At 75.7% G+C, this 23,521-nt stretch carries 22 protein-coding genes and 1 riboswitch; of the genes, 6 read left to right on the top strand and 16 right to left on the bottom strand.

Annotated features, from left to right (window positions below; all coding sequences use genetic code 11):
* Window positions 1-50 precede the first annotated feature (50 nt).
* The 5 genes from P9841_RS12030 to dnaK all read right to left on the bottom strand — a co-directional run bounded on the left by P9841_RS12030 (window position 51) and on the right by dnaK (window position 6,380).
* Window positions 51-2,186 carry a threonine/serine exporter family protein gene (locus tag P9841_RS12030; protein ID WP_283318910.1) on the bottom strand — a complete coding sequence of 712 codons (2,136 nt, stop codon included), beginning with the start codon at window positions 2,184-2,186 and terminating at the stop codon, window positions 51-53.
* A 79-nt stretch (window positions 2,187-2,265) separates the two neighbouring features.
* Complete coding sequence (locus P9841_RS12025; protein ID WP_283318909.1) at window positions 2,266-2,712, bottom strand: heat shock protein transcriptional repressor HspR; 447 nt, start codon at window positions 2,710-2,712, stop codon at window positions 2,266-2,268.
* Between the two features lie 68 nt (window positions 2,713-2,780).
* On the bottom strand, window positions 2,781-3,788 hold the full coding sequence (locus P9841_RS12020) for a DnaJ C-terminal domain-containing protein (RefSeq protein ID WP_283318908.1): 1,008 nt from the start codon (window positions 3,786-3,788) through the stop codon (window positions 2,781-2,783).
* A 103-nt stretch (window positions 3,789-3,891) separates the two neighbouring features.
* Window positions 3,892-4,518 (bottom strand): nucleotide exchange factor GrpE, encoded by a 627-nt coding sequence (locus tag P9841_RS12015; RefSeq protein WP_283318907.1) that lies wholly within the window; start codon window positions 4,516-4,518, stop codon window positions 3,892-3,894.
* The gene (gene dnaK / locus P9841_RS12010; RefSeq protein ID WP_283318906.1) at window positions 4,515-6,380 is read right to left on the bottom strand and encodes a molecular chaperone DnaK; all 1,866 of its coding nucleotides are present in this window, start codon (window positions 6,378-6,380) and stop codon (window positions 4,515-4,517) included. Before dnaK ends, P9841_RS12015 begins: the two co-directional genes overlap by 4 nt.
* Before the next feature lie 238 nt (window positions 6,381-6,618).
* Here dnaK and P9841_RS12005 point away from each other — a divergent pair, with 238 nt between their 5' ends.
* Window positions 6,619-8,019 (top strand): ATP-binding protein, encoded by a 1,401-nt coding sequence (locus P9841_RS12005; protein WP_283318905.1) that lies wholly within the window; start codon window positions 6,619-6,621, stop codon window positions 8,017-8,019.
* 204 nt (window positions 8,020-8,223) lie between these two features.
* Here the strand turns inward: P9841_RS12005 and P9841_RS12000 are convergent, their stop codons facing one another.
* From P9841_RS12000 to P9841_RS11990, 3 genes are all read right to left on the bottom strand, one after another.
* The gene (locus tag P9841_RS12000; RefSeq protein ID WP_283318904.1) at window positions 8,224-8,811 is read right to left on the bottom strand and encodes a M15 family metallopeptidase; all 588 of its coding nucleotides are present in this window, start codon (window positions 8,809-8,811) and stop codon (window positions 8,224-8,226) included.
* Between the two features lie 93 nt (window positions 8,812-8,904).
* Window positions 8,905-9,498, bottom strand: coding sequence for a TetR/AcrR family transcriptional regulator (locus P9841_RS11995; RefSeq protein WP_283318903.1), 594 nt, complete (start codon window positions 9,496-9,498; stop codon window positions 8,905-8,907).
* Complete coding sequence (locus P9841_RS11990) at window positions 9,485-10,093, bottom strand: sugar O-acetyltransferase (protein ID WP_283318902.1); 609 nt, start codon at window positions 10,091-10,093, stop codon at window positions 9,485-9,487. The genes P9841_RS11995 and P9841_RS11990 overlap by 14 nt, the downstream gene beginning before the upstream one ends.
* A gap of 90 nt (window positions 10,094-10,183) precedes the next feature.
* Between P9841_RS11990 and P9841_RS11985 the strand changes: the two genes are divergently transcribed.
* On the top strand, window positions 10,184-11,497 hold the full coding sequence (locus P9841_RS11985) for an MFS transporter (protein WP_283318901.1): 1,314 nt from the start codon (window positions 10,184-10,186) through the stop codon (window positions 11,495-11,497).
* 52 nt (window positions 11,498-11,549) lie between these two features.
* On the opposite strand, the gene P9841_RS11980 is transcribed toward P9841_RS11985, so the two are convergent.
* Window positions 11,550-12,281 (bottom strand): DinB family protein, encoded by a 732-nt coding sequence (locus P9841_RS11980; RefSeq protein WP_283318900.1) that lies wholly within the window; start codon window positions 12,279-12,281, stop codon window positions 11,550-11,552.
* Window positions 12,282-12,450: 169 nt separating this feature from the next.
* Between P9841_RS11980 and P9841_RS11975 the strand changes: the two genes are divergently transcribed.
* Both P9841_RS11975 and P9841_RS11970 read left to right on the top strand, forming a co-directional pair.
* Complete coding sequence (locus tag P9841_RS11975) at window positions 12,451-12,948, top strand: DUF2975 domain-containing protein (protein ID WP_283318899.1); 498 nt, start codon at window positions 12,451-12,453, stop codon at window positions 12,946-12,948.
* Window positions 12,948-13,178: a helix-turn-helix domain-containing protein gene (locus P9841_RS11970; RefSeq protein WP_283318898.1), complete on the top strand. Its 231-nt coding sequence runs from the start codon at window positions 12,948-12,950 to the stop codon at window positions 13,176-13,178. The genes P9841_RS11975 and P9841_RS11970 overlap by 1 nt, the downstream gene beginning before the upstream one ends.
* A gap of 11 nt (window positions 13,179-13,189) precedes the next feature.
* On the opposite strand, the gene P9841_RS11965 is transcribed toward P9841_RS11970, so the two are convergent.
* Window positions 13,190-14,143, bottom strand: a complete 954-nt coding sequence (locus P9841_RS11965) for a cold-shock protein (RefSeq protein WP_283318897.1) — start codon at window positions 14,141-14,143, stop codon at window positions 13,190-13,192.
* Between the two features lie 227 nt (window positions 14,144-14,370).
* Between P9841_RS11965 and P9841_RS11960 the strand changes: the two genes are divergently transcribed.
* The gene (locus P9841_RS11960; RefSeq protein WP_283318895.1) at window positions 14,371-15,900 is read left to right on the top strand and encodes an SDR family NAD(P)-dependent oxidoreductase; all 1,530 of its coding nucleotides are present in this window, start codon (window positions 14,371-14,373) and stop codon (window positions 15,898-15,900) included.
* 21 nt (window positions 15,901-15,921) lie between these two features.
* Here the strand turns inward: P9841_RS11960 and P9841_RS11955 are convergent, their stop codons facing one another.
* From P9841_RS11955 to P9841_RS11930, 6 genes are all read right to left on the bottom strand, one after another.
* Window positions 15,922-16,572 (bottom strand): TetR/AcrR family transcriptional regulator, encoded by a 651-nt coding sequence (locus tag P9841_RS11955; protein WP_283318894.1) that lies wholly within the window; start codon window positions 16,570-16,572, stop codon window positions 15,922-15,924.
* Window positions 16,573-16,764: 192 nt separating this feature from the next.
* Window positions 16,765-18,003, bottom strand: coding sequence for an Nramp family divalent metal transporter (locus P9841_RS11950; protein ID WP_283318893.1), 1,239 nt, complete (start codon window positions 18,001-18,003; stop codon window positions 16,765-16,767).
* Window positions 18,004-18,198: 195 nt separating this feature from the next.
* The gene (locus tag P9841_RS11945) at window positions 18,199-18,831 is read right to left on the bottom strand and encodes a hypothetical protein (RefSeq protein ID WP_283318892.1); all 633 of its coding nucleotides are present in this window, start codon (window positions 18,829-18,831) and stop codon (window positions 18,199-18,201) included.
* A 106-nt stretch (window positions 18,832-18,937) separates the two neighbouring features.
* Entirely contained in the window at window positions 18,938-19,981 is a 1,044-nt protein-coding gene (locus P9841_RS11940) for an ABC transporter ATP-binding protein (protein WP_283318890.1), read from the bottom strand.
* Window positions 19,978-21,759 carry an ABC transporter permease gene (locus P9841_RS11935; protein ID WP_502847563.1) on the bottom strand — a complete coding sequence of 594 codons (1,782 nt, stop codon included), beginning with the start codon at window positions 21,757-21,759 and terminating at the stop codon, window positions 19,978-19,980. The genes P9841_RS11940 and P9841_RS11935 overlap by 4 nt, the downstream gene beginning before the upstream one ends.
* Window positions 21,760-21,763: 4 nt before the next feature.
* A complete protein-coding gene (locus P9841_RS11930; RefSeq protein WP_283318889.1) occupies window positions 21,764-22,858 on the bottom strand; it encodes a thiamine ABC transporter substrate-binding protein in 1,095 nt (364 codons plus the stop codon).
* 83 nt (window positions 22,859-22,941) lie between these two features.
* Window positions 22,942-23,075: riboswitch (TPP riboswitch) on the bottom strand.
* 154 nt (window positions 23,076-23,229) lie between these two features.
* Here P9841_RS11930 and P9841_RS11925 point away from each other — a divergent pair.
* The gene (locus P9841_RS11925; RefSeq protein ID WP_283318888.1) at window positions 23,230-23,517 is read left to right on the top strand and encodes a DUF4235 domain-containing protein; all 288 of its coding nucleotides are present in this window, start codon (window positions 23,230-23,232) and stop codon (window positions 23,515-23,517) included.
* Window positions 23,518-23,521: the final 4 nt, after the last annotated feature.

Raw genomic sequence — 23,521 nt, 5'->3', positions numbered from 1 at the left:
CGCCCGCACGAACGGATCCGAACACCCCCGGCCGACCGGCGGCGGGGCGGTCAGATCCGCGGAGTGTCGGGGGCGGGCGGCGCGGCGGGGTCGGTGCCCGGCGACGCACCGCGGCGGTCGGCGTCCGCGACACCCCCGCCGCCCGCCCGGTCAGCCGCCACCCCGTCGTCCGCCTGGTCGGCCGCGCGGTCGGCCGCGCGTGCACCGGCACCGGGCGCGGAGGCTCCCGCAGCCGCGACGGGCACCCGCCGCCCCACGACCGCCGTGCCCGGCAGGCCGTCGCCGCCGCGCCGGTGCGGCAGGCCGGGCAGCGCCCGCGAGGCCGACAGCCCCAGCAGCACCCCGAGCGCGATGCCGAGCATCGTGGACGCCGTCGACACGAGGGTGGACAGGGCCCCGCTGCCGCCGTCGAGCAGGGTCGCGACGCCCACGAGGCCCAGCGCACCGGGGACGAGCATCCAGAACGCCGGCAGGAACGACACGAGCGGCGACGGGCCGGACGGGAACCGCGCGACCGCGAGCGCCACCGGCGTCATGACGAGCGCACCCACGAACGCGGACAGCACCCCGCCGAGCAGCGTCCCGCCGACCACCTGCGCGCCGTAGGCGACCGCGAGCACCAGGACGACCCAGCCGGTGGTCCGCGGCCGGGCGCACCGGAAGACGACGGTCCCGACGCCGAACAGCACGACCCCCGCCCACGGCGCGAGCGGGCCGAGCGGCTGGGACGACGCGGTGAGGTCGAGCTCGGGGATGCCGACGAGGGCGCCGGCCCCGACGATGCCGCCGGCCAGCAGCGCGAGCTGCATGGTGCCCGCCGCGAGCCGCCCGCCGCCGGACAGCATCTGGCCCGCCGCGAGCTCGATCACCCCGGTGGTGAGCAGGCCGCCCGGCAGGAACAGCGCGAGCGGCGCGACGACGGACGGCAGCACGCCGAGGCCGGGCACCACGCGGGCGAGCAGCAGCACCGCGAGCGCCACCCCGAACGCCGCGGCGATGGTCAGCGCCACCTGGGGGCCGCTGGACAGCGGCGGCACGGCGAGCTGCACCGCGCCGACGGCCACGCCCAGCCCGCCGGCGACGAGCAGGTCCACCCAGGACCCGCCGAGCAGCGCGGCGAGGCCGACGGACAGCAGCAGGTAGCCCGCGAGCCGGGCCACGGGCCCGAACGGCCGCGGCGCGGCGCGCAGGTCCGCGATCCGGCCGATCAGCGACCCCGGCGTCGGGCGGGGGCCGGCGTCCGCGGGCGCGGCGGCGTCGCGCAGCACGTCCGCCAGGTCGTCCACCTGGTACAGGTCGAGCGGGCGACGCCCCGTCGACACCACGGCGGTGGCGACGGCGGACCCCTGCGGCACCGACACGAGCAGCGCCGTGGGCAGCACGACGACCTCGGCGCCGCGGACGTCGTGCGCGACGGCGATGTCGTCGAGGGCCTCCGCGACGGAGGAGACGGTGTGGCCGGCGTCGATCATCGCCTCGCCGGCGGTGACCATGAGGCGCAGCACCTCCTCCGGCCCCGGGGGGTCGGCGGCCGCGCTCCCGCCTCCCGCCGCGTCCGGGTCCGCCGCGGGCCCGTGCGGTGCCGCGGCGGCAGCGGCGGCGGCCGCAGCCGCCCGACGGCGCGCGGAGACCAGGACGACCGCGACGGCACCCGCGAGGACGACCGCCAGCGCGCCCAGCAGCTGCCCCCACGGCGTCGTCGCGGTCGTGACCGCGGGCGGTGTGGCGGGGCGCCGGCCGGGCGCGGGCCGGTCGTCGTCCGTCCCGGACCCGCCGGGTGCCACGGACGTCGGCGTCGGAGCGGGCGACGGCGTCCCCGGCGCGACGGGGGTCGGCTCCGGCACGGGGGTCGGCGTGGTCGTCGGGCGCGGCTCCGGCTGCGGCGCGCGCGACGGCGTGGGGTCGGGCGTCGGCACGGGCGCGGTGGTCGGCACCGGTGTCGGTGTCGGCGTCGGGGTGGGGACGGGCTGCTCGGGCGCCGCGGCGTCAGCGCCGGACCCCCCGCCGTCCGCCGCCGGACCGCCGCCGTCCACGGTCGTCGCCGCGGCCGGCCGGGCGGCGACCACCGCGGCGTCGCGGGGGGCGCCGGGCCCGCCGGGGCTCCCGGCCGCCGGCCCGGACCCGAGCAGCGTCAGGACCGCCGCCAGCAGCAGCGCGGCGCCCGCCGCCGGGGTCCTGCCTCGCATCGTGCCCGCCTCGTCCGTCCGGCCCGTCGCCTGCCACGGTAGGCGACGTCGCCCGGCGCGCGCCGGGCGACGTCGCGCGTCAGCGCCCGGAGGGCCGCCAGAGCACGATCGCCCCGCGCGCGCCGGCGGCTCGCGGGTCCTCCGCGGCGGGCTCGGCGGACCGGCGCTGGCTGCGCCCGAGCGGCCCCATCGCCACGACGTCGCCCGAGGGGTGGGCGGTGAACACGCGCCGACCGGGCTCGGCGAACGCCCGCAGGTACTCGACCTGCCGGCGCAGCCGCTCGACCTGGGACTCGAGCTCCAGGATGCGCTTGATGCCGGCGAGGTTGACGCCCTCCTCCTGGGAGAGCCGCTGCACCTCGCGCAGCGTGGCGATGTCCCGCAGGGAGTACCGCCGCCCGCGGCCGCGCGTGCGGCCGGGCTGCACGAGGCCGAGCCGGTCGTACTGCCGGAGCGTCTGCGGGTGCATGCCGGCGAGCTCGGCGGCGACCGAGATCACGTAGACCTGCGCGTCCTCCGAGACCATCCCCACCACCTCCTGCCGTCGTGCGCCGGGCGACCGGGACCGTCAGGCCCCGGTCGCCCGGCGGTGCCTCACTCCTGGGCGCGCGCCAGCAGCTCGGCGCGCGGGTCCTCGCCGGACGTCGCGATGCCGAACGCCTGCACGGCCTCCTTCGCCGCGGCGCTGAGCCGCTGCGGGACGACCACCTGCACGGTGACCAGCAGGTCCCCCGTGCCGGACGACGTCGTGACGCCGCGGCCCTTGACCCGCAGCGTCCGCCCGGACGGCGTGCCGGCCGGGATCTTCAGCCGCACGGTGCCGCCGTCGAGCGTCGGCACGGGCACCTCGGCGCCGAGCGCGGCCTCGTCGAACGCGACCGGCAGCGTCACCCGCAGGTTGTTGCCGTCGAGCGCGAACACCGGGTGCGGCGTGACCCGCACGGTGACCTCGAGGTCGCCGGGGGGCGCCCCGTGCTCGCCGGGCCGGCCCTTGCCGCGCAGCCGGATCTTCTGGCCGTCGCGGACGCCGGCGGGGATGCGCGCCTTGACGGTGCGTCCCTCGACGCCGAGCGCCACGGTCGAGCCCTCGACGGCCTGCCGGAACGGCAGCGTGGTGACCGCCGACAGGTCCGCGCCGCGGCGCGCCGTGCGGGCCTGGCCGAACCCGCCGCCGCCGAACAGCCCGCCGAGCAGGTCCTCGAACCCGCCGGCACCGCCCGCGCCGCCGCCCGCCGCACCGCCGCCGCCCTGCGGGAACCGCACGCGCGACCCACCGCCGCCGGTGAACACGCCGCCGAACAGGTCCTCGAACCCGCCCGCCTGCGCGCCACCCGGGCCACCGGCACCCGCGCGGAACCGCGCACCGCCGGCCATGGCCCGCAGCTGGTCGTACTGCTGCCGCTGCTCGGGGTCGGACAGCACGGCGTACGCCTCGCCGACCTCCTTGAACTTGGCCTCCGCGACCGCGTCCCCGGGGTTGTGGTCCGGGTGCATGGTGCGGGCGAGCTTGCGGTACGCCTTCTTGATCGCGGCCGCGTCGGCGTCCTTGGGGACGCCCAGCACGGCGTAGAAGTCCTTCTCCAGCCAGTCCTGCCCGCTCACGACGCCTCCCTCCGCTCTGCTCCACCGGTCCGGGCCCGCGTCAGGGCCCGGGCCGGGCGGGACCCGGCCGCGCGGTCACGCGGCCGGGCCCTCATCCTGCTCGTCACGCCTCCGGGTCGACGACCGCCACCCGGGCGGCGCGGATGATGCGCTCGCCCATGCGGTAGCCCGGCTGCAGCACCTGCTGCACGGTCGGCTCGGAGACGTCGGCCGAGTGCCCGTGCATGAGCGCCTCGTGCACCGTCGGGTCGAACGGCTCGCCGGCCGCGCCGTAGCGCTCGATCCCGAACCGCCCGAGGGTGCCCTCGAGCTTCTCCGCGATCGACGCGAACGGGCCGACCAGGTCGCCGTGCTGGCGCGCCAGCTCGATGTCGTCGAGCACGCTGATGAGCGCCTCGGCGACGGCGGCCACGCCCTGGTCCCGGGCCGCGAGGGCCTCGGACTTCGACCGCTTCACGTACGCCGAGTACTGCTGCTCGAGGTTGTAGTAGTCGGCATTCCGGCGCTGGAGCTCGTCCAGCCGCTCGGCCGCCAGCTTCTGCGCCTCGACCAGCCCCTCCAGCACCACGGCCTCCTCGGCGGCGGTCGCGGCCTCCTCGGCCTCGGCCAGGACCGCCTCCTCGGGCGTCGGCTCGCGCAGCTCGCCCGTCTCCGGGTCGATGCGGCGCTTGTCGGTCACGCGCGGGGCGTCCTCCGGGTCACGCCCCTGCGGGGTCGGCTCGTCGGTCACTTCTTGTCACCCTCGTCGTCGACGATCTCGGCGTCCACCACGTCGTCGTCCTGCGCCGACGCGCCGGAGTCGGCCGCGCCGTCCGCCGGGGCGTCGCCCGCGGGGGCCTGCTGGTTCGCGGAGTACAGCGCCTCGCCGATCTTCTGGCTGGCGGTCACCAGGGCGGCCTGCTTCGCCTGGACCTCCGCGACGTCCTCGCCCTCGAGCGCCTTCTTCAGGTCGTCGACGGCCGACTTCACCTCGGTCTTCACGTCGTCGGACAGCTTGTCGTCGTTGTCGGCGAGCAGCTTCTCCGTGGAGTAGACGAGCTGCTCCGCGGAGTTGCGGGTCTCGGCCTCCTCACGACGCTTCTTGTCCTCGGCGGCGTGCGCCTCGGCCTCCTTGACCATGCGGTCGATCTCGTCCTTCGGCAGGCCGGAGCCGCCGGAGATCGTCATCGACTGCTCCTTGCCGGTGCCGCGGTCCTTGGCGGACACGTGCACGATGCCGTTCGCGTCGATGTCGAAGGTGACCTCGATCTGCGGGACGCCGCGCGGGGCCGGCGCGATGCCGGTCAGCTCGAACGTGCCGAGCGGCTTGTTGTCCCGCGCGAACTCACGCTCGCCCTGGAACACCTGGATCAGCACGGACGGCTGGTTGTCCTCGGCGGTCGAGAAGATCTCGCTGCGCTTGGTCGGGATGGCCGTGTTGCGCTCGATGAGCTTGGTCATCACGCCGCCCTTGGTCTCGATGCCGAGGGACAGCGGGGTCACGTCGATCAGCAGGACGTCCTTGCGGTCGCCCTTGATGACGCCGGCCTGCAGCGCGGCGCCGACGGCCACGACCTCGTCCGGGTTGACGCCCTTGTTGGGCTCCTTGCCGCCGGTCAGCTCGCGCACGACGTCGGCCACGGCCGGCATGCGGGTGGAGCCGCCGACGAGCACCACGTGGTCGATGTCCGAGACCTTGATGCCCGCGTCGCGGATGACCGCGTGGAACGGCGCCTTGGTCCGCTCGAGCAGGTCGGCCGTCATCTGCTGGAACTGCGCCCGGGTGAGCTTCTCGTCCAGGTGGATGGGGCCGTTCTCGCTCATCGAGAGGTACTGCAGGCTGATGTTGGTGCTGGTCGCGGACGACAGCTCCTTCTTGGCCTGCTCGGCCGCCTCGCGCAGGCGCTGGACGGCGATCTTGTCCTTCGCCAGGTCGACGCCGGTCGAGTTCTTCACCTGGCCGACCAGCCAGTCGACGATCCGGCTGTCCCAGTCGTCGCCGCCGAGGCGGTTGTCGCCGGAGGTCGCCCGGACCTCGATGGTCGAGAAGTCGTCGTCCTTGCCCACCTCGAGCAGGGAGACGTCGAACGTGCCGCCGCCGAGGTCGAAGACGAGGATCAGCTCGTCCTCCTTGCCCTTCTCCAGGCCGTAGGCCAGGGCCGCCGCGGTCGGCTCGTTGACGATGCGCAGGACGTTGAGGCCGGCGATCTGGCCCGCGTCCTTCGTCGCCTGGCGCTCGGCGTCGTTGAAGTACGCCGGGACGGTGATGACCGCGTCGGTCACGGGCTCGCCCAGGTACTCCTCGGCGTCGCGCTTGAGCTTGCCGAGCACGCGGGCGGAGATCTCCTGCGCGGTGTACTTCTTGTCGTCGATCTCGGTCGTCCAGTCCGTGCCCATGTGGCGCTTGACGGACGCGATGGTGCGGTCGACGTTCGTGACGGCCTGCCGCTTGGCGACCTCACCGACGAGGACCTCGCCGGTCTTCGAGAACGCGACCACCGACGGGGTCGTGCGGGCGCCCTCCGCGTTGGCGATGACCGTGGGCTCCCCGCCCTCGAGGACGGCGACCACGGAGTTGGTGGTGCCCAGGTCGATGCCGACTGCTCGTGCCATGTCTGTCGCTCCTTCGTCGTGCTGCGTGGGTCCGGCGCCGCGCACCCCGGAGCGGGGCCGGTCGCCTTGAGCCTGCTGCACTCAAGTCTGCGCCGGCCCGGGCGCTGTGGCAACTCGGGGCGGGCGGACTTGAGTCCACCTGGCTCAACCCTGGGGAGCGGCCGAGCATTCCCGGCGCCCGCCCTCTGCCAACTTTCCTCGCGCCTCGTAGGTACTGTAAAAGTGTTACAGTAGATTCATGTACGCCGCCGAAGTCGACCAAGCCCTGGCGCAGCCCGTCGAAGAAGCGGTCGATCTCCTGCTCGCGCTGCCAGAAGGTCAGTGGTTCGAGCGCAAGTCGGGGCGAATCTCGCCGCGGGACCTGGCCGTCCCTCTCGTTGCATTCGCCAACGCGGAGGGCGGCTGCATCGTCGTGGGCCTCCACTCAGGATCGGTGGACGGTGTCGCAGCTGCCCGCCTCAACGACCTACGCCAAGCGGCCCAGGACTTCACCCAGCCTGTTGTTCGCGTCCGGGCGGATCAGCTCAGCACACCCGAAGGGAAGACCCTGCTCGTGCTCCGGGTGGACCCGGGCGACCGCGTCCACGAGACGACGAGCGGCGACTGCTACCTGCGCGTCGGAGACGAGTCTCGGAAGCTGGGCTTCGCGCAGCGTCAGGAGCTGGAGTACGACCGCGGTGGCGCGCCCTTCGATGGAACAGCCGTCGACGCCCGGACCGAGGACCTCGACGCTGCTGAGGTGGCGGCGTACCAGGAGGCGATCGGCTCGTCGTCCCCGGAGTCGATGCTCCGTGCCCGAGGGCTGCTCACCCGCGATGATCGCCTGACCGTTGCTGCGTATCTCCTCTTCGCGAACCACCCCCAGGACCTGTTCCCGAACGCACACGTCCGCATCCTCCGCTATCGCGGCGTCGAGCGAGGGGCAGGCTCTGGCCTGACACTCGAGGACGCGGCCGACATCCGCTGCGAAGGGTCGATCCCGCGACAGATCACGGACGCCGCGCAGATCATCGAGACGATGATCCCGGACCGTCGCGCCCTGGGGACCAGCGGGAGGTTCGAAGCAGTCCCTGTGGTGCCGCGAGATGCATGGCTCGAAGGGCTCGTCAACGCGGTACTGCACCGCTCCTACAGCATGGCCGGTGATCACGTCCGGGTGGAGATCTTCCCCAATCGGCTCGAGATCGCGAGTCCTGGCCGCTTCCCCGGGCTCGTGGACCCCACCCGGCCACTCGACATCAACCGGTATGCGCGTAATCCCCGGCTCGCGCGAGTGTGCTCGGACCTTGGGATCGCCCAAGAGCTCGGAGAGGGGATCAGACGCATCTTCGGAGAGATGCGCGCCCGGGGGCTGACCGACCCCCTGTACACGCAGACCGCCGCATCCGTGCAGCTGACCCTCTTCTTCTCCGATGCTCTCGCGCCGGAGATCCGCAGCGCGCTGCCGTCGGGCGCGCTGAAGATCCTCGACCTGATGCGCCGCGCGGGGCGGCCGCTGGGCACAGGTCAGGTGGCCGACGCCGTGGGCGTCACGAGGCCGACCGCATCTCGGAACCTTCAGCGTCTGCAGGACGCCGGCCTCGTGACGTGGGAAGGTCAGTCACCCAAAGACCCCCGCGCAGCGTGGCGACTGACGTGACACGCCACTGCAACACCTACTGCGACACGTGTTTTGCAGTAGGTGTTGCAGTACCAGCCCACTCGCCGCCTCCACGAACAAACAGCCCCAGATGGCGCCCACGGCTCTCGCCGCAGAGCCGTCCGAGAGCGTGAGGCAGGCCTGTCGCCCGCGAGCCTCAGAGCCACCACTCTGCGAGCCCGCCCGGATCCCACTGACGCGCGCTCACCCCCGCAGCCGCGCCGCGACCTCCGCCACCACGTCCGTGTCCCCGACGATCTCCAGGTGCATCTCGTCGGGCCGGTCGGCGTAGTCGCCGCCCCACGCGACCGCGGGCGCGACGTCCGCGAGGATCGACCGGATCGCCGCGACCTGCTCGTCCGTGAACGTGCCGCGCACGCCCATCGGGTGGAGCGGGGCGTTGAGGTCGATCGCCGTGGCGGAGGCGTGGTTGGACAGGACCTCCCGGCCGCGGACCGGGCGGTGGGCCCAGCCCCACGAGGCGTCGGCGTCGACGGGCTCCACCTCGGCGTCGAACCGCTCGGCGACGTACCCGAGGACGGTGGCGACGTCGCCGCCCAGGACCCGGCCCGTCACCCAGGGGAGGCGCACGAGTCGGGGGTCGTCGCCGGACGTGATCTCGGGCCAGCCGTTCTGCGAGGTGCCGGCGCCGCGCCCGCCACCCGGCCCGAACCCCTGCAGCGCGAGCCCCGCGGCGACGACCACCGCGAGGGCGGCGAGGGCGAGCGTGGCCGCGTGCCGCCGCGTGCTCGAGCGGTGGGTGGGGACGCTGTCGCTGGTCAGGCTCGTCATGCCCTCGACGCTAGGAAGCGGCGGCACCCCGGGGCATCGGCTCCCGGGCCGGTCCTCCCACCCGCCCGGCACCACCGAAGGGTCCGGTCGGCGTCACCCCGCGGGAGGAGCCGGCCTCCGGGTCACCAACGCCACCGCGCGCTCCACCTCGGCGATGTCGTGCGGCTCGGTGTCCAGCGCGCGGTGGATGGACAGCCCCTCGATGAGCGCGTCCAGCAGCCGGGCGGTCGGCGGGTCGAAGTGCCGCTCGAGCGCGGCGCGGCTGCGGGCCATCCAGGCGTGGGTGAGGCGCCGGTACCGCGGGTCGCGGGAGGCCAGCGTGTACAGCTCATGGGTCAGCACGAGCTCGCGGGGGTCCGTGAGCACGTCCGAGGCGATGAGCCGGACGACGGCGGCGCGCGCCTCGTCGAGGGTCGCGGCGCCGGACATGGCCGCCTCGAAGCGGTCGCTGACGCGCGTCGCGAACCGCTCGAACGCCTCGTGCAGCAGCGCGTCCACGTCGGCGAAGTGGTAGGTGATCGAGCCGAGCGGGACGTCCGCGGCGGCCGCGATCCGGCGGGCCGAGGTGCCCGCGACGCCCTCCGCGCCGATGACCTCGAGGCACGCCTCGACGATGCGGTCGCGCCGGTCGGGGTCGTGCCGGCGCCTGCGGGGCTCCCCGGCGGCGGCCACCTCAGACCTGCTCACGGGGCTCGTCGAGGCGGCGCACCACGCGCGCCGGGTTCCCGACGGCCACGACGCCCGCCGGCAGGTCCCGCGTGACGACAGCGCCGGCCCCGACCACCGTGTCGTCGCCGATGGTGACGCCCGGGCAGACGATGACGCCGCCGCCCAGCCACACGTTGTCCCCGAGGGTGATCGGCTCGGCGGCCTCGAGCTTGTCGCGCCGCGGCTGCGGGTCGAGGGGGTGCGTGGGGGTCAGGAGCTGCACGTTCGGCCCGATCTGGCAGTCCTCGCCGATGGTGATCGTCGCGACGTCGAGCGCCGTGAGGCCGGAGTTCACGAACGTCCGGGCGCCCACGTGGAGGTTCTCCCCGTAGTCGACGGCGAGCGGCGGCTTGATGAACGCGCCCTCGCCGAGCGAGCCGAGCAGGTCCGTCAGCACGCGGCGGGCGCGGGCGTCGTCGGCCGCGATCACGGCGAGCCGGTACTCCTCGACCAGGACGGTCGCCCGGCGCGCGATGCGCTCGCTCTCCGGGTCGTCCGCGATGTACAGGTCCCCGGCGAGCATCCGCTCGCGGTTGGTGCGCGGGTCGCCGGCGAAGTAGTCGCGATCGCTCATGTGTACGAGCGTACACATCGTGTGTACGCTCGACGACGCACCCCGACCGCGGGCGCCGACGCCGGCACCCGGACCCACCGCCGGAGCCCCATGCCCGCCTCCCCCGCAGCACCCTCAGCAGCCGTCGTGACGCCGGTCGCCCGGCGCGCCCGCGTCGCCGTCTCGATGGTGTTCCTGGTCAACGCCGTGCTGTACGCGAACCTCGTGCCGCGGCTGCCCGAGGTGAAGGCCGACCTCGGGCTGAGCAACGCCGCGCTCGGCACCGCGATCGCCGCGATGCCGCTCGGCGCCCTGCTGGCCGGGCTGCTCGCGCCGCTGCTGATCCAGCGCCTCGGGTCGGCCGCCGTCGCGTCGTCCGGCCTGGTCACGCTCGCGGTCGCCGTGGCGCTCGTGCCGCTCGCCGGGAGCTGGGCCGCGCTGGCCGGGCTGCTCCTGCTCGCGGGCGCCCTCGACGCCGTGATCGACGTCGCGCAGAACGCGCACGGGTTCCGCGTGCAGCGGCTCTACGGGCGCTCCATCGTCAACGCGTTCCACGGCCTGTGGAGCGTCGGCGCGGTGCTCGGCGGGCTGGTCGGGTCCGCCGCCGCCGGGCTCGACGTGCCGCTGCCCGCGCACATCGCCACCACGTCCGCGGTGTTCGCGGTCGTCGCCGTCGTCGCGCACCGGTTCCTGCTGCGCGGGCCCGAGGACGCCGAGCGGGCCACGGCCGGCGCCGCAGCCGACGCGTCCGCAGCCGACGCCCCCGCGGCCGACGCCCCCGCACCGGCGCCCCGGGGGCGCGTCGCGGGCCACGCCGTCCTCCTGCTCGCCGCGCTCGGCGTGCTCGCCGCCTGCGGCGCGTTCGTCGAGGACGCCGGGTCCTCGTGGGGCGCCCTGTACCTGCGCACGGAGGTCGGCACCGGCGCGGCCGCCGCCGGGCTGGCGTTCGTCGCCCTCCAGGTCGCGATGACCGTCGGCCGGCTCACCGGAGACCGGGTCGTCGACCGGTTCGGGCAGCGGCGCGTCGCGCGCGTCGGCGGCCTCGCGATCGCGGTCGGGGCCGGCGGGATGCTCGCCGTGCCGTCACTGGCGACGACGCTCGCGGGGTTCGCGCTCGCGGGTCTCGGCGTCGCGACGCTCGTGCCCGCCGTCATGCACACCGCGGACGAGCTGCCCGGCCTGCCCGCCGGCGTCGGCCTGACCGTCGTCAGCTGGCTGCTGCGCGTCGGGTTCCTGGTGTCGCCGACCGTGGTGGGCGTGGTCGCGGACGCCTCGAGCCTGCGGGTCGCGCTGCTGAGCGTCGTCGTGTCGGGCCTCGTCGTCGCCGGGGTGGGCCGGGTGCTGCTGACGCGCGCGGCCGCGGCCGAGCCGGACGAGGAGCCCGTGACCGCCTCGGGTGGGCCGGCGGCGTCGCCCGGCGCCTGACCGCGCACGACGAGGCCGGACCGGCGCGACCGCGCCCCGTCCGGACCAGCCGTCAGGCCGGGTCGGCGTCGGTGCGGCGCGCTGCGAGCGCGTCCAGGTCCCGCAGCGCGAACCGCAGGTGCGACCACTCCTCGTCGAGGATCGTGTGCAGGCAGGACAGCACCGTCTCGAGGTGGTCGGGGCCCCACGGGTTCGGCCGCGTGCCGGCCAGGTCCTCCGGGGTGACGGAGGCGAGCTGGTCGCGGACCATCGCCTGGCGCTCGGCCCGCACGGCCAGCACCCGCTCGAACGTCGGCGACGCCTCGGAGAACACGGCAGGGTCGTGGCCGTCGGTGGCGTACTCGACGTTCGGCTGCCCGACGGGGTGGTACGGCCGCTCGATCCCGAGCACCGCGCCGCGCAACCACGTGTCGGTCGCCATCACCAGGTGCCGCAGGGTCTGGGAGAACGACCACTCGCCGTCCACCTGCAGGTCCACGGTGCCGGGCGGCATCGCGGCGGCACGCTCGACGGCCCCGTCCCACGCCCGCTCGACCGCCGCCCAGGCGGCACGCAGCCCCTCGGGGTCCTCGGCCTGGCGCAGCGCCCGGCCGGGGAACCGCCGGTCCAGCTCGGCCTCCACCAGCGGCGCCACGTCCACGCCGTTGACGAGGAACGTCCCCTCGCCGAGCCACGGCGCGTCGAGGTCGGCCCCGTCCACGTCCACCCCGCGCAGCACCGCCCCGGACAGCGTGCTCCGGACGAACCGCGCCCCCCGCAGGTCCTCGTCCACGAACTCGGTCACCACCGCGTCCCCCTCCGCTCGCGCACGGTCGCGCCCCTCGCCGGCCGCTACCCGATGTCTACACCCGGCCACCGACACCGTCCACGGCCACCCACCCCGCCGTCCAACGATCGAATGCTATCGTTTGTCGATAGCCTGGCACGCGCGTCGGGCACCGAGAGGAGTCGCCATGCCCCAGCTCGTCCGACGCCTCCTGCGGGTGGTGATCGTCCTGCTGCTCGCCGGGATGCTGTTCTTCCAGGCCGTGCTCATCCCGTTGCTCGGCGTCGACATCGCCGAGGGCGGCCCGGACGTCGTGCACCTGCGCTGGCCGGTGGTCGTCATCGGCGTGCTCGGCGTCGCCACGGTGGAGGTCGTGCTCGTCTGCCTGTGGCGGCTGCTGACCATGGTCCGCACCGGGACCGTGTTCAGCCGCTCGGCGTTCCGCTGGGTCGACGCCGTCATCGGCGCCCTGGCCGTCGCCGCCGGCCTCGTGGTGCTGCTCGGCGTCCTGCTCGCACCGGGCGAGGCCGTGCCCCCCGGGATCGTGCTGGCCCTCGGCGTCGTCGCGATCGGCATCGGCGGCGGCGCGCTGGTCGTCCTCGTCATGCGCGCGCTGCTGGCGCAGGCCGTCGCGCTCGACACCACCGCCACCACGCTGCGCGCCGAGCTCGACGAGGTCATCTGATGCCGATCGTGGTCGACGTCGACGTCATGCTCGCCCGCCGCAAGATGTCCGTCGGGGAGCTGGCCGACCGGGTGGGCATCACGCCGGCGAACCTCGCCGTGCTCAAGAACGGCCGCGCCCGGGCCGTGCGGTTCAGCACCCTGGACGCGCTCTGCGCGGTGCTCGACTGCCAGCCGGGCGACCTGCTGCGCCACGTGCCCGAGGAGGTCACCGCCCCGGCGGGCCGGTGACCTCCGACCGGTCAGAGCAGGTCGACCCGGTCCGCCTGGGGGCCCCGGTCGCTCTGGCGCACCTGGTACCGCACCCGGTCGCCCTCGTAGAGCTCCTCGCCGTCCCGCACGACCGACACGTGCACGAACAGGTCCGGCCCGCCGTCGTCCGGCGTGATGAACCCGAAGCCGCGCTCCGCGTCGTAGCGCGCGACGACGCCCTGGCCGCCGCGCTGCGGGCCGCGGGCCGGCGCCGGGCCCCGGCCGGGGTCGCGCCGGTCCGACCCGCCGCGGCCGCCTCGGGACGGGCCGCCGACCAGCCGGACGCCCTGGGCCTGCAGGCCCTTCTCGCCCTCCGAGGCGCGGTAGCTCACCCGGTCGCCCTCGACGAGCTCGGTCAGGTCGCCGTGCAGCGAGCGCGCGTGCACGAACACGTCCTGCTCCCCGGAGTCGGGGGTGATGAAGCCGAAGCCCTTCCCCGCGTCGTACCAGGTCACGGTGCCGTCGGCGCCGTCGTCCGTCGCCACGGCGCGGCCCGGTCCCGCGGCCGCGTCCGCGCCGAGCGGCAGCAGGTGGTCGGCCTGCGGCCCCTTCTCCCCCTCGACGACGAGGAACGCGACGCGCTGGCCCTCCGCGATCACGCCGCCCCCGACGATCGCCGAGCTGTGCACGAAGATCTGCGCGTCGCCGCCGTCGGGCGTGAGGAACCCGTAGCCCTTCGCGGGCTCGTACCAGGCCACCGTGCCCAGCACCCCGAGCGCCACGTCGGCCGCGACGTCGCCGGTCACCCGCACCTGCCGGGCCTGCGGACCGCGGTCGCCCTCGCCGACCTCGAACTCCACGGCCTGGCCCTCGCGGAGCGAGCGGGTGCCGTCCTGGCCGACGATCTCGGACGCGTGGACGAAGAGGTCCTCGGCGTCGTCGCCGAGGGCGAGGAAACCGAACCCTCGCTCGGCGTCGAACCAGCGGACGGTTCCCTGGGGCACGGTGACTCCTCGTGGTGCTGCGGTGGTGCTGCGCTGACGGTTGCTGCCTCCCAGTGTCCCCCGTCCCGGGGGCGGCGCGTCACGCCGGTCCCCGGCCGGTGCCCGCGATGTCGGGACCCCGGCGGCACGACGGCCCCGTCTGGGTGCCGGCAGCGCGCGCCGCGTACGATCCTCCGGGCCCCCGCGCGACCGCGGCGCCCTTCCCCCACCCGAGGACGGACGGCGCTATGAGCGCGCAGACGACCACGCCCCCGCAGCACCCGGACGCACCCGGCGACGGCACGGACCCCGCCGCGGACGTGCCCGGCGTCGACCCCGCGGAGTTCGCGACGTTCCTGCGGGTGGCCGACCAGGTCGCCGCCCTCCCGCAGACGCACCCGCAGCACGCCGCCGCCCGGCGCGCCGCGTCCGCCATGTTCAAGGCCGCGAAGAAGCACCGCCGCGGGGAGAAGCGCCGCCTGGTCGCGGAGGCCGACGCCGCCGTGGTCGCCGCCACCGCGACCGGCAGCCCGGGCCGCATCGACGACGAGACCGCCGGCATCCCGATCACGTCGTCGGCCACCGGCGCGATCGCCGGGACGCTGCTGCGGCCGCGCGCCTGCTACGTCTGCAAGCAGGACTACACGGTGGTCGACGCGTTCTACCACCAGCTCTGCCCGGAGTGCGCCGCGCTGCACCACGCCAAGCGGGGCGCGCGCACGGACCTCACCGGCCGCCGCGCGCTGCTGACGGGCGGCCGGGCCAAGATCGGCATGTACATCGCGCTGCGGCTGCTGCGTGACGGCGCGGACCTGACGATCACCACCCGGTTCCCCCAGGACGCCGTCCGCCGGTTCCGCGCGATGGACGACTCCGCCGACTGGATCGACCGCCTGCACGTCGTGGGCATCGACCTGCGCGACCCGGCGCAGGTGGTCGCGCTCGCCGACCACGTCGCCGCCCAGGGGGCTCTGGACGTCCTCATCAACAACGCCGCGCAGACGGTGCGGCGGTCGCCGGGGGCGTACGCGCGGATCGCCGAGGCCGAGGACGCCCCGCTGGACGCCGACGCCGCGCGGATGATCACGACGTTCGGCCGGACCAGCGACGCCCACCCGCGCGCGCTGGCGGGGTCGGTCAGCGAGCTGAGCAGCCCGGCCCTGGCGATCGAGCGGGCCGGGCGCGCCGCCGCGGAGGCGCTGACCGCGCAGTCCCTCACCGCGGAGGCGGCGAGCCTCGAGCGGCTGGTGGCGGGGACGTCGATCGACGCCGGCGGCCTGATCCCCGACGTCGCGGAGACGAACTCCTGGGTCGCGACGGTCGAGGACGTCGACCCGATGGAGCTGCTCGAGGTGCAGCTGTGCAACCAGACGGCGCCGTTCATCCTCATCAGCCGGCTGCGGCCCGCCCTCGCGGCGTCGCCGGCGCGCCGGACGTACGTCGTCAACGTCTCCGCGATGGAGGGCGTGTTCGCCCGGGGCTACAAGGGCCCGGGCCACCCGCACACCAACATGAGCAAGGCCGCGCTCAACATGCTGACGCGCACGAGCGCGGGCGAGATGCTCGCCGACGGCATCCTCATGACCGCCGTCGACACCGGGTGGATCACCGACGAGCGGCCGCACCCCACGAAGGTGCGGCTGGCCGAGGAGGGGTTCCACGCGCCGCTCGACCTGGTGGACGGTGCGGCGCGGGTGTACGACCCGATCGTGCGGGGCGAGGCCGGCGAGGACCTGTACGGCTGCTTCCTCAAGGACTACGCCCGCTCGGCCTGGTGAGGGCCCGGGGCGCGGCGGCGGTCAGGCGCCGGGTTCCCACCGGGAGGGCACGAGGTCCGCGAGCAGCGCGCCGTGGGCCCAGCGCGCCCACGCGAGCGCGCTCCAGCCGCCGCGGCGCACCAGCGCGTTCCACGGCTCGGGGCCGAGCAGCAGCGTGAGCAGGTCGACGGCGTGCAGCGGCTCCAGCCCGGGGCGCAGCGACCCGTCGGCCACCAGCGCGTCGACCAGCAGGCCGTGCACCGCCCGCCGCCGCGTCTCGTCGCGCTCCCACGCGTCCCGCAGCACCGCGTCGCCCGGGGCGGCGGAGCGCACGAGGTCCTGCACGCCCGCGGCCCTGCCGAGCAGCTCGGCGAACCCGCGCACGTGCAGGAACACGCGCCGCGCCGGGTCTGCCTCGGCGACGACCGCGCGGACCCAGGCCTGGTCGGCCAGGTCGCGCTGCGCGTCCCGGCGGTCCGCGCCGTCCACCGCGTGGTCGAGGCAGCCGACCAGGATGTCCGCCTTGGTGGGGTACGAGTAGTAGACGGTCTGGACGCCGACCCCGGCGGCACGCCCGACGGCCGTGATGGTGGTGGGGCCGTAGCCGTCGGCGAGGAACAGCCGCGTCGCGGCCTGCGTGACGCGCGCCCGGGTCGCCACGGCCCGCAGGGTCCGCCCGTCGCCGCTGGTCACGCCGCTCATGGTAGCGCCGCTACGGATAGATTCCCGTACCGCCGCTCCGAAAATCTCGCCGCGCCCGGCGTCCGCGGCACCCGCCCGGGGCCCGTCCGCCCCTCCGACCGGGTCCGCGGGGTCGGTCGGGAACGGCGACGTCGCCGCGTCGCCGCAGGTCGCGCGCGGTTCCGGGAGTCGCGCTCCGACTACTCAGGCCCCCGTCGCCAGCAGCACCAGCAGGGCGAGGTTCAGCGCCACCACCAGGGCCACGACGACGACCAGCACCGCCTGCAGCCGCGGCCCGTTGGCGTGCGCGCCCAGCAGCCCCCGGTCCCGGTTGAGCCGCACCAGCGGCACCGCGGCGAACGGGATGCCGAACGACAGCACCACCTGGCTCACCACCAGCGTCCACGTCGGGTCGGCCCCGAGCGCCAGCAGCACCAGCGCCGGGACCAGCGTGATCGCGCGCCGGAGCAGCAGCGGCACCCGGCGGTGGACGAGGCCCTCCATGACGGCCGCACCCGCGTAGCAGCCCACGGACGTCGAGGCGAGGCCCGAGGCGAGCAGCCCGACCGCGAACACCACGCCGACCCCGCCGCCGAGCGCGCCGCTGATCGCCGCGTGCGCGCCCTCGATCGTGTCCGTGCCCTCGACGCCGCGCAGGTTGGCCGCCGCCAGCAGGAGCAGCCCGATGTTGACCGTCCCGGCGACGCCGAGCGCCGTGCCCACGTCCCAGCGCGTGGCGCGCAGCAGCCCGGCGCGCAGCTCGGGCGCCGGCGTCCGGCCGAACCGGTCCCGGCTCAGCGCCGAGTGCACGTAGATCGCGTGCGGCATCACCGTGGCGCCCAGCATCGACGCCGCCAGGAGCACCGAGTCGGTGCCTGCGAACCGCGGGGCGAGGCCGGCGAGCATGCCCGCGGGGTCGGGCGGCCCCAGCAGCAGGCCGCCGAGGAACCCGACGACGATGACCACCAGCAGCGCGACGACGAGCCGCTCGAACCGCCGCTGGCCGTACCGGTCCTGCGTGGCCAGCAGCAGCATCGACACCACGCCGACGACGAGCCCGCCCGCGACGAGCGGGAGGCCGAACAGCAGGTGCAGCGCGATGGCGCCGCCCACGACCTCGGCGATGTCCGTCGCGGCGGCCACGACCTCCGCCTGCGCCCAGAACGCCAGCCGGGGGCCGCGTCGCATCCGCCGGCCGAGCAGCCCCGGCAGCGACTCCCCGGTGACGATGCCGAGCTTCGCCGACTGGTACTGCACCAGCACGGCCATGGCGTTCGCGGCGACCAGCACCCACAGCAGGAGGTAGCCGTACCGGGCGCCGGCCGTGAGGTTCGCGGCGACGTTCCCCGGGTCGACGTACGCGATCGCGGCGACGAACGCCGGGCCCAGCAGCGGCAGCACGCGCCCGCGCGACACCGCGGCGCGATCCTGTGTGGCGGTCACCGTACCTCCAAGTTCGGACGTCCGAACTCATCCTAGGCACACGCCGCCCCGACCGCCGCCCACCCCCTCCCGCGAGGTCGGCAGTTCGTGTGCGAGGTCGGCACCTGGAGCTGCCGACCTCGCCTGGGACTGCCGACCTCGGCGGACGGGACCGGACGGGGCCGGACGGGATGGGGCGGGGCGGGGCGGGCGGGGTCAGGGGGTGGCGGGGGCGACCTCGCGGCGCCAGCGGCCCGCCTCCTGGGTGAAGCCGACGCGGCGGAGGTAGTCGCCGGAGTCCTGCGCGTCGTCGACGACCACCAGGGAGCGCAGGCCAGCGCCCGCGAACGCCCCGCTGCGGCGGTACACGAACTCGCCGGGCGCGAAGTCGCGGAACCGGGGCGTCACGTAGTCGAGCTGCACCTCGCCGACCCCCTCGCCGGCGTCACGCACGACGACGACGCCGACCGTCTCGTCGCCGTGCAGCACGAGGTACGCCCACCGCGCGCCCGGGTCGTCGAGCGCGAACGACGGGTAGTACCGGGCGATGTCGGCGGCGTGCACGCCGAGCACGTGCCGCAGGTAGTCGTCGCGCGGGCCGACGGGCACCACCTGGTAGACGTCCGCGTCGTGCCGCTCGCGGGTGAGCCGCCACAGCCAGTAGGCGTCGATGACCGCGATGACGCCGTTCATGGCGGCGAACGGCCAGATCCCGACCACGGCGTTGTAGCCGGCGGCGACCACGGAGCCGGCGAAGTTCATCCACCGGAACCGCAGCACGCGGGCCTGCATGAGGGACACGACGACGAGGACCGACCCGGTCCACCCGATGATCTCCAGCCACGGCATGGCGTGACGCTACCGCCCGGTAGCGCCGCCGCACGATTCCGTAGCGGGACTACAGGAAATCCCGGCGCCACCACGGGCGCCACCACGCGTCCGGGACCGGTGCACGTCAGCCGCCGAGCACCGCCACCGACCCCTCGTCGGCCGCCACCCGCACGCGCGCGCCGTCCGCGGGTGCGGGGCCGTGCGCCGGCGTCGCGGCCACCGCCACGCCCTCCGGCTCGATGACCGCGACGAGCTCCAGGCGACCGCGGCGGGAGCGGCGCCCGGTGACCCGCGCGTCCCGCACCGGAGCGCCCTCCCCCGCGGACTCCCCCGGGGCCAGCACGCGCCAGCCGCCCGGCGCCACGGCGAGCGTCCCCGCCAGCAGCGGGCCGTCGGCCGGCGGGGCCGCCGAGCCCCAGTCCGCGGCGGCGAGGAACGTCCGGTACCCCAGGAACTCCGCGACCTCCCGCCCGGCGGGCCGGTGCCACAGCTCCTCCGGCGGCGCGACCTGCAGCAGCCGGCCGGCCGCCATCACCGCGACCCGGTCCGCCACGGCGAACGCCTCGTCCTGGTCGTGCGTGACGAACAGCGCGGTCGTCCCGGTGGTCACCAGCACCCGCCGCAGGTCGTCGGCGAGCCGCTCGCGCAGCGACCGGTCGAGGGCCGAGAGCGGCTCGTCCAGCAGGAGCAGCCGGGGGCGCGGGGCCAGCGACCGCGCGAGGGCGACCCGCTGCCGCTCCCCGCCGGAGAGCGTCGCCACCGGCCGCGGGCCGTAGCCGGGCAGGCCCACGAGGTCCAGCAGCTCCGCCACCCGGGCGGTGCGCTCGGCGCGGCCGACGTCCCGCAGCCCGTACCCGACGTTGCCGGCGACGTCGCGGTGCGGGAACAGCTGACCGTCCTGGAACACCAGGCCGAACCCCCGCCGGTGCACCGGCACGGACGCCAGGTCCTGCCCGTCCCACAGCACCCGGCCGGCCGTCGGCGGCTCGAGCCCGGCCACGGCGCGCAGCAGCGACGACTTCCCGCAGCCCGACGGGCCCAGCAGGGCGAGCACCTGCCCCTGCGGCACGTCCAGGTCGACCCCCGCGACCGCCGTCACCCCGGCCGCGCCCCGCGTCGCCCCCGGGTACCGCACCTCGAGGTCCCGTACCGCCAGCCCGTCCGTCACAGCTCTCCTCCCACCGGCCCGCGCAGCCGCTCCGCGGCCGCCATCACCCCCGCCGTCAGCAGGGCCAGCACGACCCCGGCCGCCAGCGCCATGCCGTAGTTGTCCGCACCCGGCTGGCCGATCAGCCGGAAGACCACGACGGGCAGCGTCGGGCGGTCCGGTCGCGCCAGGAACGACGTCGCCCCGAACTCCCCGAGCGACACCGCGAACGCGAACCCCACCGCGAGGCCGACGGAGCGCGCCGCGAGCGCCCCGTCCACCGTCGCCAGCACGCGGCCGGGCCCGGCGCCCAGCGTCCGGGCCGCCTCCTGGAGCCGCGGGTCGACGGCGCGGAGCACGGGCAGCACCGTCCGGACGACGAGCGGCACCGCGACGACCGCCTGCGCGACGGGCACCAGCACGCCGGTGGCGCGCAGGTCGGTCGCGATGCCGAAGGGGTGCCCGAGCGTGAGCAGCGCGCCGAAGCCGACCGTCACCGCGGAGACGCCCAGCGGCAGCATGAACACGCCGTCCAGCACCCCCACGGCCCGCCGCGCGGCCGGCCGCCGGGGGCGCCGCGACACCAGCAGGGCGACCAGGCAGCCCACCACCAGGGCCAGCACCGTCGCGTCGACGGCCACCCGCAGCGAGTTGCCGAGCGCCTCCCAGACCGTGACCGTCAGCGCGTTCCGGCCGCCGGTGGTGCCCAGCGCGCGGTAGTGGTCCAGCCCCCAGCCGTCGCCGGTGCGCAACGACCCGAGCACCAGAGCGGCGAGCGGCAGGGCGAGCAGCACCAGCACCACCGCCGTGACGACCGCCGGCAGGGGGTGCGGGCGGCCGACCGCCCGGACGGGCGTGTCGACGAGCGACAGCGCGCGCTCCCGCCGGGCCCGCGCGCGGCCGGCCACGGCGAGCGCGGCGACGACCACCACCACCTGCACCACCGACAGCACCGAGGCGGCCCGCAGGTCCAGGAACTGGGTGGTCTGGATCCAGATCTCCGTCTCGACGGTGCCGAACCGCATCCCGCCCAGCACCAGCACCGTCCCGAACGCCGTCGCGCAGAACAGGAACACCAGCGACGCGGCGGACGTGAGGGCGGGGGTCAGCGCGGGCAGCGTCACGGTGAGGAACGCGCGCGCGGGCGACGCGCCGAGCGACCGGGCGGCCTGCTCGGGCCGCGGGTCCAGGCGCTCCCACAGGCCCCCGACGGTCCGCACGACCACCGCGTAGTTGAAGAACACCAGCGCCGCGACGATCGCGGCGAACGTCCCGTCGAGGTGCAGGAACCCGAGCGGCCCGTTGTCGCGCAGCAGCGCCCGGAACGCCACCCCCACCACGACGGTCGGCAGCACGAACGGCACGGTGACGAGCGCGCGCAGCACCCCCCGCCCCGGGAACCGGCTGCGGTACAGCACCGCCGCACCTGGCACGCCCAGCAGCACCGAGATCACCGTGCCGAGGGTCGCCTGCGCCAGCGTCAGCCCGACGATCCGCCAGGTCCGCGGCCGCCCGAGCACCTCCGCGAACCCGGACAGGTCCAGCGACCCGTCGGCGACGAGGCCGCGCCCGACGAGCGTCAGCACGGGCCACGCGAAGAACACCCCGAGGAACAGCAGCGGCACCGCGGCCGCCACCGCCCACGCCGTCCCGCGCGCGACCGCCCAGCCGCGTCCGGGGGCGGTGGGCGCGGTGGGCGCGGCCGGGGGCGGCGCGGGGACCTCCGGAGGGGTCGCGCGCGCCCCCGTCCCCGGCCGGCCGGAGCCGGTCGGGGACGGGTGCGTCAGCGGGCGGGTCACGACGTCAGCCCGTCACCAGGTCCGTCCACTCACGGACCCACGTCTCCCGGTTCGCCGCGATCTCGTCGAGCGGCACGGTGTACGGCTCGTCGGCCAGCGGCGCCCACTGCGCCCAGTCCTCCGGCAGGTCCACCGCCGAGCTCACCGGGTACATGTACATCGACCCGGGGATGTCGGCCTGCACCGCGTCCGACAGCAGCCAGTCCACCAGCCGGCGCGCGCCCTCGGGGTTCTGCGCGCCCGCGAGGACGCCGGCGTACTCGACCTGCCGGAAGCAGGTGCCGAGCAGCGCGCCGGTGGTCGGCTCGCCGCCGCCCTCGGGGATCGTCTCGGGCGGCGACGACGCGTAGGACAGCGCGATCGGCCGGGAGCCGCCGCCGCCCCCGCCGGAGAAGTCGGTGTAGTACGCGTCCGACCAGCCCTCCGCGACCTTCAGGCCGTTCGCCGTGAGGTCACGCCAGTACTGCTGCCAGCCGTCCTCGCCGAACGCCCCGACGGTCGCCAGCAGGAACGCCAGCCCGGGACTGGACGTCGCGGCGTTCGTCACGACGGTCAGGTCCCGGTACGCGGGGTCCGTCAGGTCCGCGAGCGTCGCCGGCTCCGGGACGTCCCGGTCGGCGAACCAGGCGTGGTCCACGTTGAGGCACACGTCGCCGAGGTCGACGGCGGTCAGCGACCCCGAGTCGTCGGGGGCGTACGGCTCCGCGTCGGCTGCCGCCGGCACCTGCGACGTGTAGGGCTCCAGCACGCCCTCGTCGATCGCCCGCGACGCGAACGTGTTGTCGATCCCGTAGACGACGTCGCCCAGCGGGGCGTCCTTGGTCAAGATGAGCTGGTTCACCAGCGCCCCGCCGTCACCGGGCGCGACCTGCGTGACGGTCAGCCCGGTGTCCGCCTCGAACTGCTCGAGCAGCCCGTCGCTGACGTGGAACGAGTCGTGGGTGACCAGCGTGACCGACCCGCCCGCCGTGCCGTCCCCGCCCGCGGACCCGCCGGACGGCGACCCGCCGGTGGCCGAGCAGGCCGTGAGGGCCAGGGCCGCGACCCCCAGGGCCGCGGTGTGCCGGATGGTCCGGCGTGCTGCGCGCGTGCGCGCCATGCGTCCTCCTCGATGTGCAACCGAGGGGGTCGCCGCGCGTCGTCCGCCCGCGCGCGCTGCCGCACCCGTGCCGACGACACGAGGCGACTGAGATCCCGACTCCCTACGCCGGTGCTAACCGGATCAGGTGCGAGGGTCTGCGGTTCCGTCCGCACTCTCAGCGTCGGTCGGGCGCCACCTCGCGGCGGCGGTCCGGGACGCTCCCCTGTCGTTCGGGGCCGACCCTACACCGCCGTCCCCGACGCCCCCAGCCGCCGCCCCCGCGCGACTGCGTGCGCCCGGGTGACCTGCGGTGCGGCACCCGCGGGGCTAGCGTGGGGCGCAGCACGCACGCGCCCGCACGACACCGCACCGACGCAGCAGGAGGAACCGTGGCCGACGAGGAGACCCAGTCCACGTTCGCGAAGATCACCGGCCTGGTGGTGGCGGGCGCGGTCGCGTGGCTCGCCGGGAAGGCCGTGGACGCCGCCTGGAAGGCCGCCGTCGGCCACAAGCCGCCGAAGCCGGAGGACGACGCCGACGACATCCGCATCGGCGAGGTGGTCGCGGCCTCCGTGATCACCGCCGGCGCCGTGACGCTGGCGCGGGTGTTCGCCACGCGCGGGACCAAGAAGTTCGTGCAGCGCGTCGACAGGAACCGGCACCTGCCGCACGCCTGACCAG

It is taken from the genome of Cellulomonas sp. ES6 (genome assembly GCF_030053835.1).
GTDB lineage: Bacteria > Actinomycetota > Actinomycetes > Actinomycetales > Cellulomonadaceae > Cellulomonas.
The sequence above is the reverse complement of the archived record's forward strand: the minus strand, read 5'-3'. Positions and strand labels throughout refer to the sequence as shown.